Here is a 13,556-nt window from a genome sequence, read left to right as displayed (position 1 = left end):
TAAACAAACAATCAAAAGAAAATAAAAAGAGAAAACCCAATAGGATCAGGTTCTCTCTTGACAAATGGTAGAAAAAAAGCATGCAATTTTTCGCATACTTCTTATCCCTTTATTGTTAACATGATTCCAAAAATAAATAATAGTAAGTATACATACTTGACCATCGCTGCACTGTTGATTCGTCGACTGACCCAGTTTGAAAGTGGTATTTCGACAATCAAGAATGGTATCGTGATCAATAAAATTTCAACAACATTTATGTTCCAAAACCCAGAAGCCATCTGACTTCCAACTACTATAACGCCGACACACATAAAATGTGATTGTAGAATGCCCCTAAATTCATCTGCTGTCCAATTTTTGAGAGTTCCATATATTGCAATAGCAACACCGTGACTATTATAAGCACTACCTAAAACTCCAGAAATAAGTCCGAAAAAATAATCCCATAACTTTGAATGCAATCTTACAGATACAGATCGATTTCTAAAGGAATTGTACATGTTATACGCACCGTATAGAATTAAAAATACACCAAGTATTCGACCAACAGTCGATACGTCAACAAATTTGACCAGACTGATTCCAACGGGGATCCCCAAAATGGAACCTAAAACCAAACGTCTTATAACGCTCCAATTGATGGTCGAGCGGTATTGAATGGCAGCTGGTATCGCAACCAGCAACCCCGTAACGCCCACCAAGGCCGTGGCAGTTTTCAAATCAAAACTTATTAACGCCATCATTGGCATGGCCACTAACGCATCTCCGAATCCAAATACCGTTCTGATGAATGCCCCAAATAGTAAAATCAGAATTACTTCAACAACAGTGATCGACAATGTAATATACACTCCCCAGATTGATAATCAATTATTTCATAGACAAGCTCAAATATTGAATGTAAACTATATACACTATATCGCTATCAAGCTATTATATTTAATTATACAGAAGAAAGAAGCAAATAATGAGAAGAAGATACGGAACTATAATCTTATTAATAATTGCCTTTGCACTTGTTTTCGGAATGTATAACGGCGTTCATCCAGCAGATATACGGGCACAAATAGCCCAATCGACTCAACGTCTGGAAGATGATCTCAATAACTTTGTCAAGCAAGCTTCACAACCGATAATTCAGGAAAAGACTATTACTAAGAATCCAACGGATTCTACACAAGCGACTAGTCAAGATAAGCAAAAAACTCCTGAGATCGCGGTAATGTCGAATTTCGTATTCAGTAACACTTATTATTATCAATTCACTGATAAGACACCTTCAAATATTAGAAAAGTTTTTGAAGAGGCTATTAAGGAATACAACAATACAGGAATCGTAAATTTAGTCCCAGGAAATGCGACTAATGAGCAAAATGGAATTACTTTTTCCATCTATAAGAAAAATGAAAAGGTCAACCCAAACACGATTGAATTGGGATCTGGTGGTCCTAAAATAATGTATCGTGCTAATGACCCTGCCAAGGCAGCTATTACACATTCGCATGCAAACATTAATACGAACTATCCCGAATCTGCCTCTATTTCCGTTGCACTCCATGAACTAGGACATGCGTTAGGACTTCAACATAGTACGGATAAGAACTCCATCATGTATCCGACGGATCAACAAGTAACTCACCTTTCAAAAGCCGACATAAACGGTCTAAAAGCTATCTATTCTAATTCAACTAACTAATATCCATTTGATTTGTTTCGTCACCAAAGAACCAAACTACTGCTCCAGCAAATACAGCAATCGCACTTATGATCCAAAAAATCACGTCTGCCGAAGTAAATGATAACAACCAAGCAACAACTATTGGCATCGCAACTGTAAACAACTTCGCGATTCCATTGGCAATACCGGAACCACGAAATCTAAATTTAGTTGGAAACAGTTCCGCAACGTATACTGCAACGACGCTCGCCATTAGAATATAGAAACAAGTCGTCAATAAGAATCCAATCATTACTACAGCAATCATTGAATTTTGTTGAGCATAAATCATTCCAAATATCGCCGTGAAGAAAAATGCCGGTACGATAGTTAATTTCCGACCAATTTTATCTACCAAGTAAGCTCCAATCGCGCATCCGACAGGTGCACCAAGCATCATGACTGTGGATAATCCTAAAGAGCTACCAATATTGATATGCTTTTCTACCAATAAGGTGGGTACCCATGAAGTGAAGGTATATTGACAGATTATCGTAGCTGATACTGCAACTGTAGCAACAAATAAACTAACAACAAATGAGTGATGAACTTTTTGCTTTGGCTTTGAAAAAGTCTGAACAACATCTGATTGACTACCGTTAACTTCTAGTCTTTCAATGACTGTTTGGGCTTTTTTGCTTTGGCCATGTGCTATCAACCAACGTGGTGATTCCGGAATATCACGACGTAAATACCACAGAATACCGGCAACAATCCCAATTCCAGCAAACATAGGTCTCCATCCAAATCTAGGAATGATCAATGTACATAACAACATCGTTATCGGCGCACCACAGTTTGCAATCAATGAAGTTGTAGCACACCATTTTCCACGACTATGAATCGGTGCAAACTCATTCACCACTGAGTATCCCGTCACAATTTCTGAACCCAATCCGATACTTGACATCAATCTGCAGATTATCAGGAAAGTCATATTAGGAGCAAAGGCGCCAAGAAAAGTAAAAACTCCGAATAATAGCAAATTAATCTGATATGCAACCCGACGTCCTTTCAAATCCCCAATAAATCCTGCAATGATCGATCCTAAGAATAATCCCAAAAATCCACTAGATAAAAAATAGGAATTTTGCTGGATGGTCGACCATCCTTGTTTCAACGTAGTACTAGCAACCGCACTTGCCATATACACATCTGCAGCATCCAAAATCATCCCTCCAGATACTAGTGCGAATACTTTGTAAAATAATGGCGATTCATGTGTACGATCTAATCGTCTCTGTAATGATGCTCCCTCTTGAATTTCCATAGTCGATCCTCCCCGGTCTAATTAAAACTTGGCATATGCGCTTCGTAATCCTCAATTTGCTTCTCGTATCCAAAAGTAATAGCAATATCATCCAATCCATTAACAAATTTATGCTTCCACAATGGATCGATTTCAAAGTGAAATGATTTATCACGACATTGAACAACTTGATCAGGCAAATTAACGGTTATCTTTTCATTCGCAGAAATTTCTGCTAATATCTTACGTTCATCCGCTGGTAAAGCTATAGCTAACAATCCATTTTTGGTACTATTCATATAAAAAATATCGCTATAAGAACCGGCAATTACCACTTCGATACCAAAGTCTTTCAATGCCCAAACAGCGTGTTCACGTGACGAACCACATCCAAAGTTATCTCCAGTGATCAAGATGCTCGCACCCTTCCGTTCAGGTTTGTTCAACTCAAAATCAGGGTTGGCCTTACCACCAGGTAAATATCTCCAGTCATAAAACAAGTCTTTTCCATAACCTGTTTTCAAAATATTCTTGAGGAATTGCTTAGGAATTAATTGATCGGTGTCGATATTCTCTTTCATAATTGGAATAGTTGTGTTTGTAATTGTAGTAATAGGTTTCATCTAAATTGCTTCCTTTCTGATATCAATAAAATGACCATGAATTGCTGCAGCAGCAACCATTGCTGGACTGGCCAAATGAGTTCTTGCTCCTGCTCCTTGACGTCCCTCAAAGTTACGATTCGATGTAGACGCACAATGGACTCCTACCGGAACGCGATCAGGATTCATTCCTAAACATGCTGAACATCCAGGTTCACGCCATTCACATCCGGCATCTTTAAAAATCTTGTCTAATCCTAACTCTTCGGCTTTATTCTTAATTTCACGTGATCCTGGTACAACTAGAGCCGTGACCCCTTCTGCAATATGGCGCCCCTTGAGAGCAGATGCAGCAACTTTCAAATCAGATAAACGTCCATTGGTACATGAGCCGAAGAAAGCAAATCTGATTGGAATTTCTTCTGCTGTTTCCCCTGGCTTGAGACCAATATATTCATATGCTTTTTCATCATCATTGTTTTTAATCTCTGGAAAAGCTTTATCAATCGGTACAGACATACCTGGATTGGTTCCCCAAGAGACAAATGGTGCCAAACTGCTGACATCGAAATCTATCACACGATCGAATGCTGCCTCATCATCTGTTGAAAATTGCTTCCAATATTCGATTGCCTTATCCATTTGTTTCGGAGCATATTTGCGACCAGAAATATAGTCATATGTCACTTGGTCAGGTTGGATACTTCCCATCTTTGCCCCACCTTCAATTGACATATTACAAATGGTCATACGTTCTTCCATACTCATATTCCGAATAGTGTCACCGTAAAATTCAACTGCATATCCAGTTCCAAAAGCGACACCTTCACGAGCAATAATTCCCATAATAATATCTTTTGAAAATACTCCCCGAGGTAGCTTGCCATGAACGTGGATACCCATTGTTTTGGGCTTGGTCTGCCAGATTGTCTGTGTTGCCAAGACGTGTTCAACTTCACTAGTACCAATTCCAAATGCAATCGAGCCGAATGCTCCATGTGTTGCTGTATGTGAGTCTCCACAGACGATGATCATTCCCGGTTGAGTCAATCCCAACTGTGGCCCGATAACGTGCACGATTCCCTGATCTTCAGAACCCATGCCTGCTAATCTGACTCCGAACTCCTTAGCATTCTTTCCCAAAGTATCGATTTGTTTCCTTGAAATGGCATCTTTGATATTAAAAATATCGACGGTTGGAACATTGTGATCCATTGTTGCGAAATTTCTATCTGGACGGCGGACCTTTCGATTATTCTCGCGTAATCCTTCAAATGCTTGTGGTGAAGTGACTTCATGTAAAAGCTGTAAATCGACATACATCAATTGGGGATTTCCCGGTTCTCCAGCTATGACGTGGGTATTCCAAATTTTATCGAACATTGTTTGTGACATAATCTTCACTACTTTCTTGAATAGATTTAATAATTAAATTCGTAACTTCCTCTGTACTGGAGGAACCACCCAAATCTGGAGTCAGGATTCCCTTTTTATACACTTCATCGATTGCTTGATTGATCTGAATTGCCATGTCTCCTCTGCCAAAAGAGTTTTCTAACATCATCGCCACAGACTTGATCATGGAAATCGGATCGGCAATTTTCTTGCCAGCAATGTCGGGAGCTGACCCATGAATTGGTTCATACAATGCTGGTCCAGTCTTACCCTTGCTCATTGATGGGATTGTTCCCAGTGAGCCTGTTATCTGAGCAGCTTCATCACTCAAAATATCTCCAAACAAGTTTTCAGTTAATATGACATCAAATTGTGCTGGTGAAGAAATAATTTTCATCGATGCAGTGTCGACATAACTCGTATCGTATTCGACCTCAGGATAGTTTTTAGCGACTCCTTCAGTGATTTCCCTCCAGAATTTACTTGTTGCCAAGACGTTAGCTTTATCAACCAAAGTAACGTGATTTCTTCTATGACTAGCCATTTCGAAAGCAACTTTGGCAACTCGCTCAATTTCATTTGCGGTATATCTCATTGTGTCGATTGCCATTGTTGAAGTTTTCTCTCTAGGCTGTCCAAAATAAATTCCACTTGTTAATTCTCTGACGATTACAAAATCAACCGGATCGGTAATTTTTATTGGTGAGTATTCTTTTGTGGCACTGCTTATTACGGTTGGACGAATATTTGCAAAGAGATTCAAGTCTTTGCGAATCTCAAGCAATCCTTGTTCAGGTCGTTTTACTGCGTGATCCCACTTGGGACCGCCAACAGCTGCCAAAAGTACCGCATCACTGTTTTTGCATGCTTCCAATGTTGAATCTGGTAGTGGATCCCCAGTCTCATCGATAGCAGCTCCACCAAACGGAACAGCATTAATTTCATAATCAAACTGATTATTTTTACTAACTGCTTCCAAAACTTTCAATCCAGCAGACATTATCTCTGGACCGATATAATCACCCGCAAGAACTGCAATTTGTTTTTTATTTGTCATTATGCGATTGCCTCTCTAATGTCTTTCATGATTGAATTCAAGTCTGTTTCACTAACAATGTCAGTGTTATCAGCAACTTCTTTGAATTTAGGAAAAATGGATTTCATTGCATCTCTATCGACTTGATACCCCATACTTTGAAGTTTGGTCATAACCGCGTGTGATCCCGAAAGTTTCCCAAGAGGCATACTAGTTTTGTCAGCACCAACGGTCTCTGGAGTCATCACTTCATACGTCTGACGATTCTTTAACATACCGTCTTGATGAATTCCCGACTCATGGGCGAAAGCATTAGCGCCAACAACTGCTTTATTACGAGGAACTGGCATCTTGGCAAAACGACTGATCATTTCACTTATATTTTTCGTTTCAGATAAATCGATATTGTTTGTAGCATTGTAATAATCTTTTCTAACAAACATTGCGGTAGCTACTTCTTCCAAAGCCGCATTACCGGCACGCTCACCAATTCCATTGATTGTTCCTTCAATTCGTGTAGCACCATTTTCGATTGCTGCAAGACTATTTGCGACTGACATTCCTAAGTCATCGTGGCAATGAACTGAAAATGTGATTTCATCGAATCTTGCAATATTGTCACGAAGGTTTTTGAATAGATCAGCGATGCCTTTAGGGTTTGTATATCCAACTGTATCGGGAATATTGATTACCGTTGCTCCGGCATCGATTGCGGTTTGGATGGCTTTTACTAAATATTCAGGTTCAGTTCTGGTTGCATCCTCTGGTGAAAATTCAACAATGTCGAAAAACTTTCTAGCATAAGTCACGCTGTCATGAATAATCTGAATAATTTGATCCTTGCTCATATGAAACTTGTATTCGCGGTGAATTGGACTCGTTGCAATAAAAACATGGATCTGTTTGTGGATGGCATTCTGTGTGGCCTTCACACAAGCATCGATATCTCCTTTTTTAGCTCGGGCAAGTCCAGTCACACAGGTGTTTTTAACTGCCGCACTCACAGCTTGAACAGCTTGAAAATCCTCGTTTGAAGCTACTGGGAATCCTGCTTCAATAACATCAACTCCCCATTTCTCAAGTTCCTTAGCAATTTGAACTTTTTGTTCAATACTGAAATTGACTCCAATCGTTTGTTCTCCATCTCTAAGTGTTGTGTCGAAAAATTGAATGTATTTGCTCATAATAAGTACTCCCTCTCAATTTGTTTACGAAATTTGGTATAAAAAAAACACCCCATCGATAAAATGGGGTGTTGTTTCGTAGTCAAGCCCCATTTCCTCAAACGCAAAATAGGACTCGACATGTAAATTGTCAGAGTCCTGGTCAGAGCAACAAGGCTAGTAAGAAGGCTACAGATTTAGTTTGTTTAGATGAAATAACGTCTTGTTTAAACATGATGTGTAACCTCCTTATGAATTAATATTTGTAATACTAGCATTAGATTTTTTAATATTCAACCATAAATTTTAATTTTATTACAAAATATTTTTTATTAAGCAACACAAATACCGTTATACCAACAATTTGGTCATCTTGTTTTTATGTTGGAAAATAACAATAACATTAGAAGATTTCAACTGCAGATTACCTTTAAAAAAAAGTTTGAGTAAAACACACTCAAACTTCTTTTTAAATTAAATATTCAAAAATAGAAATATTAAACAACGTTAATCTATTTAGATGTAGAAAGAAAATTTATTTGGGCTAAGCTGCCAAATTTTGCTTGCCGAGGAACGAGGCTTAGCGAAATTTGGCAACTTTAAGACTTTCCGTACTTGGGAAAGCCTTAAAGTGGTGTTGGCATCGTTCCAGCCCCAAAATAAACTTTCTTTCGGAATCGGGACACTAGGCCAAGTTAAGTGGTGCATCAATCCCAACATCATTTTTAAACAGCTTGCGAACTCCAAAAACTATAACAACTCCAATAATAGAAACAAACGCAATAGTAAAAATAACTCCAACAAACTGAACACCTAATAACTTAAATCCACCACCGTAAAATAATCCGTTGTTAACAACATTGTTATCGATAGTTTTGTTAGCAAATAGTCCAACACAAAGAGATCCGATAATACCACTGACGCCATGACTACCAAAGATATCCAAGTAATCGTTCAAGTGCAATTTATACTTTAAATTGTTAATGAAATAGAAACTACCCAGAGATGAAACGATTCCAATAATAAATGCACCAATGACTGATACATAACCTGTTCCGGGAGTTATTCCAACTAGACCACAAATAGCACCAGTACAAAGTCCATTAACACTGACTCGGGTCTTAAATAATTTTTCCAAAATTGTCCAGGTCATCATTGCTGAACAAGCAGCAATTGTAGTTGTAAAGAACGCATCAATTGCTTGCGTGTTGACCTGCAAGGCACTTCCAGCATTAAAACCATACCAGCCGATCCACAATAAAACAGTACCCATCAAGATCCACATTGGGTTGCCATGTACATTTTCATTGTTGTATTTATAGGGTTTTCGTAAAGTAATTGCCAGAATCATCGCGGTAATACCAGCGTTTATGTGGATGACCGTTCCACCGGCAAAGTCTAAAACTCCCATTTGAGCCAAGAATCCATTTGACGACCAAACAAAATGAGCCATTGGATAATACACTAATATCGACCAACAAATTACGAATATTGCGATAAATTTAATTCTTGCCCTACTGGCAACTGCACCAAGAAACAATGCAGGTGTCAAAACGGCGAACATCATTTGGAACAATAGGTACACGTCCGTTGGCAATCCGGTGTTACCATAATTTGCTTTTAAATCAATTCCAGTCAAGAAAATATGTTGAAGATTTCCTATGATCCCCAATTTACTCGTTCCAAAAGTAAGTGGAAATCCGACAACAATCCACATTAAGCCAGCTATACCAAACATTAAGAATGTATTGAAAAGGATTCTAGTTATATCCCTTTTTGGTACAAATCCACTGTAAAAGACAGCAATCCCCGGTACCATAAGCCAGACTAAAATAGTTGAAAGAAGCATAAAGACAATGTTCATGATCGTCACATTCTTTTCATTTGGAATTTGATATTTTAATTTGTCAATTGTATAACGATTTATTTATAATGTATACCACTTTTTGTAATTTATTTTAATATGATTAAATTTTTCATAATTATACTCTTGCAAAAGGTATATAATATTTTCTAATTAATATTTTTGGGGGATTTTTATGAATAATGAAATTTATCATGATCATTCAGTTATCAATTGGACATTAGATCATTGTAAAATATTGCATCTTGGACTCTCGAATGATGAAGGTACTTTTGTCGTTCCCGTAAATTATGGATATGAGGAAACTTCAGATGGACAATATGTCATCTACGTTCACGGAACTTCTGACGGCGATAAAGGTAAAGCCTTAAATAAAGAATCCGTTATTAGTTTTGAAGCAGACGGTGGCCACGAAGCTTTGACTTATACTCCACCATTAGAAGGTTCATTTGGACCTTCCTTTAGAAGTATCATGGGTCAGGGTCAAGTTAAGAAAATTACTGACAACAACGAAAAAGTTCATGCATTAAGAACTATGATCCACAACTATGTCCGAGATATCCCAGTAGCTCTACATCCTGAAACAATGGAAAATGTGCCAGTTTGGAAAATTTTAGTAACGGACATTACAGCAAAACTTCACCATCCAACACAGGAATGGCAAACTGCACTCGGCCTAAATGAGCCAATATCAACAGGAATTCATTACGATACTACAGGTGCAGTATTAGCAAAGGATCAATTACCCGATAATGATTCATTAGATACCGTTTCAAGTGCATCTAAAAAATCTGAATAAAATTTATTTTAATCAAATTGTGAAGTCAACTAACTACCACAAAAGCAACAAAAAAAGCGAACCCTATTGGGTTCGCTTTTTGTCGATTATTTAATATCGTAATCAATTGGATCTAATTTGTTTGATGCTTTCTTCAAGTGGAATAGTGATCTAATTACAATAACTAGAATAATAACTACACCAATTGTAAAGATAATATCAGGCACTGATCTAGCAATTGTCAAACCTCTTGTAAGTGGTGTTTGATAGAAGCTAGCCAATCTTGAGTGCCAGTATCCATGTTCAAGACCATCTTTCAACTGTAGATAACCTAGTGGCATTAAGGTAACGAATACCATACCTGCTAGACCTACGTTAAGAGCGGCACAAGCCCATTTGACCCATTTTTCAACTTTTTGTGTCCAGAAGTCTGTCTTAGTCAAATGACGAAGAGCGAAGAGCATGATTGCAATTGAGAAGAATCCGTAAACACCAGCCATTGAACCATGAGCGTGAGCTGAAGTCCATTGTGTACCATGTTCGAAGTAGTTGATAGCAGGAGCATTGATCAACCAACCAAGTGCACCAGCACCGATGGCATTCCATAAGCCTGTTGATACTAAGAACATAAATGTACCCTTGTAAGGGAAATCTTTCTTACTTTCTTTGTAGACACGGTAATGTGTATAAGCTTCCCAAACAAGTAAACATAGAGGGATAACTTCAAGGGCTGAGAAACATGCACCAAGAGCTAACCAAATCGAGTGGTCACCTTCCCAGAAGTAATGGTGACCCATTCCGATAACACCTGTACCTAGAAGTAGGATAAGTTGGAAGTACAAGGCTCTGATTGTTGATTTGATTGTTGTAAGTTTCATATCAACTAACAAGTAACCAATTAAAATAACAGCAAATGATTCGAAGATACCTTCAACCCATAGATGGACGATCCACCATCTCCAGTAATCAGCAAAGGTTACGTGTGAGTTAGGTAAGATGAATAGTGATGCTAGGTAAATCAATGGAATTGCTATTGAACCACAAAGTAGAAGTGTCAACAATCTTGATCGGTCGGCATTCTTCTTGACCTTGATTGCAGGAAGGAATCCACGCAATAAGATAACGATCCAAATAACCATACAGATGATAAATAGAATTTGCCAGAATTTACCCATCTCGACATATTCCCAACCGAAGTGACCGAATAACCACCACTTGTCGTTGATGATACCGAGAACTGAGCCCCATTCACCTAACATTGAACCGCCGACAACGACGATCAATGCCCAGAATAGGATATCTACCAGTAATCCTTGATGCTTAGGTTCGCGACCTAGAGCACGTGGTGCAATGTAAATACCTGTAGCTAACCAAGCAGTAGCAATCCAGAAGATAGCTAATTGTAAATGCCAGGTCTTAGCCAAGTTGAACGGCCATAAGTTTTGAAGCGGCAGTCCGAAGAAGCCTTGCTCAACATAATAGTGAGACATTAGCTCCCCGAGCATAATCTGAACTAAGAACATTAACATAACAATTAAGAAATACTTCGCAGCTTTACGTTGTGAACTAGTAATTGGTTCGTCAGTCTTAATTTCACCCATGTCTCTGAATGATTCTGTATATTCCATATCAAATGCATATTTCTTGTAGAAGTAAATAATAATACCAACACCAGCAACAAATAATGTAACTGAAAGTGCTGTCCATAACATGGCATCACTTGTCATAACATTACCGGCATCTAAGTCGTATGGCCAGTTGTTTGTGTATGAATACATTTGTCCAGGACGGTTGGTTGATGACATCCAAGCACCCCAGAAGAAGAAGTAAGTCAATTGATCAATCTTATCACCATTGTGCATAAAGTCATCAGTGTTGTTCTTGATCAAGTTTTCAGGCATTCCGGCCTCTTTAGGGTTGTTACGGAATACTGAACGATAGTAACTTGTCAAATGCTTCAAACCTGCAACTTGTGCAGTTGTCAAAGTCAATTGATCTTTATCTTTGTTATAACGGTTAGTACGAATTTCTTTTTGAACGATACCTTTGATACCAGATTTCTGGTCAGTATTTAGTTCCTTGAAATTCTTGTCATATTTCTTTTGTGCATAATATTGATCCATACCTTTTAGGTAGATGTGCAATGATTGTGCAGTATAGTCAGGTCCAAAATAAGTACCATTTCCAAGATATGTACCATAATCTGTTAGTCCATATTTTTCGTAAACGGCTTGACCTGAGAGTAATTGTTGCTTAGTAACTACTGTGGTTCCTTGTTCATTAACAATCTTTGAAGGTCTAGGTGCCTCGTTTTTGAAGATAACAAGTCCACCAGCCAACAAAATTGAGAATGCAACGACAAGTACCCAAAGCAAAATCTTATTTAGCTTTTTGTAAGACGTCATATAAATTCCCCTCGTTTAATTACAGTCTTTAATCAGCTCATGTATGCGTTTCAGTTCGTTTTGGTTATTGTTGAATTCCGAGAAAACCTCGGCTTTATTAAGTAAGTCTCGCAAATGGTCACTCTTACCATTCACAGCACAGTCATTCTCGGCTAACTGCAGGTAGATACGAGCAATATAGTAAGTAACATGATTATCAGCACAAATCTTTACTGCATATTTAAGTAAAGTATTGGCTGTCTCATAATCCTTACGGTCAGAATAATAAATAGCGCAATAAAAGATAATATTGATATATCTCCAGATTTTATTAACATCATCGATCGACATACCATAAATATCATTAAATACTTTACTAAAGTAGAACTCGCTCTTATCGTCGTCACCTTGCTTGGCATAAACCATACCCATTCCTACAAAAGCTAGAAATGTAAATATTGTTTCACCTTTTGGATCCATATCGGAAAGTATCCGATTAAAATCAAAAACAGCTTCTAGCAAGTCCCCATCATCCAAAACGTTAAGATAACCTTTCAAATAATAGTATTGCATGACTGCTTCCTTGTCATCACTCAATGAATCAAGTTCGATTTTATTCAAGATATCCCAAGAATTTTGATATTCACTAATAATTAAATTGAACTCGGCTTTGTTCATTGCCTTGACCAATTTCTTTGAATCGTGATTGTCAATTCCGATAATGTCATCCAACGATAATCCCAACCTATTACAAAGTTGGATCAAAATCTTCATCGATGGTATTTTGCCATTGTTCTCAAGCTTGCTAAGCGTTGCTTGAGTACATATCCCCTTACTTAATTCCTTTTGTGATAGCCCCAATTCTTTTCTTTTATCAATAAAAGATTGAATATTCACGTGACCACCTCTAAACATAAATTATATTTCACGAACTAAATTATATACTATTAATAACCTCCTTTATATAATTTTATAATTATTAATCCCAAAGCTGATTGCCTCTATATCATATATTGAATTAAAGACTTTGTAAATAAGCATTTTATATACAAAATATTCCTATTTTATATACATTGTGAAATTGGGTTGTGAATATTCTGATACGTTCCCGTAATCGGTTACATTTGACACCTGATAATAATCACAATACGACCGAAACATTGTGAAACTAGGATTCTTCAATTGATATATCATAATAGATAATTTCAAATTATTTTCTTGACACATGTATTTCCTTGGATCATAGCTAAATTTTTACACTTGAATTTACACTCTAAGTGCAACACCTTTTATAAATAAAAACTGACTCATCAGAGACAGCGTAAAATGAAGTTTGTCTAGAACAACATTTACGGAGGTCAACTA

General features: G+C 37.6%; 11 protein-coding genes. 2 read left to right on the top strand and 9 right to left on the bottom strand.

Translation table 11 applies throughout. The annotated features are described in order from the left end of the window. Positions 1-101: 101 nt before the first annotated feature. Positions 102-836, bottom strand: a complete 735-nt coding sequence (locus EKM63_RS10860; protein WP_125706569.1) for a sulfite exporter TauE/SafE family protein — start codon at positions 834-836, stop codon at positions 102-104. A 134-nt stretch (positions 837-970) separates the two neighbouring features. Here EKM63_RS10860 and EKM63_RS10855 point away from each other — a divergent pair, with 134 nt between their 5' ends. Then, positions 971-1,699, top strand: coding sequence for a matrixin family metalloprotease (locus EKM63_RS10855; protein ID WP_125706567.1), 729 nt, complete (start codon positions 971-973; stop codon positions 1,697-1,699). Here EKM63_RS10855 and EKM63_RS10850 read toward each other — a convergent pair. The 6 genes from EKM63_RS10850 to EKM63_RS10825 all read right to left on the bottom strand — a co-directional run bounded on the left by EKM63_RS10850 (position 1,692) and on the right by EKM63_RS10825 (position 9,029). Beyond that, on the bottom strand, positions 1,692-2,990 hold the full coding sequence (locus EKM63_RS10850) for an MFS transporter (protein WP_125706565.1): 1,299 nt from the start codon (positions 2,988-2,990) through the stop codon (positions 1,692-1,694). The genes EKM63_RS10855 and EKM63_RS10850 overlap by 8 nt on opposite strands. Positions 2,991-3,007: 17 nt before the next feature. Beyond that, positions 3,008-3,592, bottom strand: a complete 585-nt coding sequence (gene leuD / locus EKM63_RS10845; RefSeq protein WP_125706563.1) for a 3-isopropylmalate dehydratase small subunit — start codon at positions 3,590-3,592, stop codon at positions 3,008-3,010. After that, the gene (gene leuC, locus EKM63_RS10840) at positions 3,593-4,966 is read right to left on the bottom strand and encodes a 3-isopropylmalate dehydratase large subunit (protein ID WP_125706561.1); all 1,374 of its coding nucleotides are present in this window, start codon (positions 4,964-4,966) and stop codon (positions 3,593-3,595) included. Further along, a complete protein-coding gene (gene leuB / locus EKM63_RS10835; RefSeq protein WP_125706559.1) occupies positions 4,944-6,023 on the bottom strand; it encodes a 3-isopropylmalate dehydrogenase in 1,080 nt (359 codons plus the stop codon). Before leuB ends, leuC begins: the two co-directional genes overlap by 23 nt. Then, complete coding sequence (locus EKM63_RS10830) at positions 6,023-7,186, bottom strand: 2-isopropylmalate synthase (protein WP_125706557.1); 1,164 nt, start codon at positions 7,184-7,186, stop codon at positions 6,023-6,025. The genes leuB and EKM63_RS10830 overlap by 1 nt, the downstream gene beginning before the upstream one ends. A gap of 664 nt (positions 7,187-7,850) precedes the next feature. Next, positions 7,851-9,029 (bottom strand): ammonium transporter, encoded by a 1,179-nt coding sequence (locus EKM63_RS10825; protein WP_125706555.1) that lies wholly within the window; start codon positions 9,027-9,029, stop codon positions 7,851-7,853. 175 nt (positions 9,030-9,204) lie between these two features. Here EKM63_RS10825 and EKM63_RS10820 point away from each other — a divergent pair, with 175 nt between their 5' ends. Next, positions 9,205-9,828, top strand: coding sequence for a pyridoxamine 5'-phosphate oxidase family protein (locus EKM63_RS10820; RefSeq protein ID WP_125706553.1), 624 nt, complete (start codon positions 9,205-9,207; stop codon positions 9,826-9,828). Between the two features lie 86 nt (positions 9,829-9,914). Here the strand turns inward: EKM63_RS10820 and EKM63_RS10815 are convergent, their stop codons facing one another. Both EKM63_RS10815 and EKM63_RS10810 read right to left on the bottom strand, forming a co-directional pair. Further along, positions 9,915-12,212: a nitric-oxide reductase large subunit gene (locus EKM63_RS10815; RefSeq protein WP_125706551.1), complete on the bottom strand. Its 2,298-nt coding sequence runs from the start codon at positions 12,210-12,212 to the stop codon at positions 9,915-9,917. Positions 12,213-12,227: 15 nt separating this feature from the next. Further along, positions 12,228-13,088, bottom strand: a complete 861-nt coding sequence (locus tag EKM63_RS10810) for a helix-turn-helix domain-containing protein (RefSeq protein WP_125706549.1) — start codon at positions 13,086-13,088, stop codon at positions 12,228-12,230. Between the last annotated feature and the right edge of the window lie 468 nt (positions 13,089-13,556).

Source organism: Companilactobacillus mishanensis, assembly GCF_003946505.1.
GTDB lineage: Bacteria > Bacillota > Bacilli > Lactobacillales > Lactobacillaceae > Companilactobacillus > Companilactobacillus mishanensis.
The sequence above is the reverse complement of the archived record's forward strand: the minus strand, read 5'-3'. Positions and strand labels throughout refer to the sequence as shown.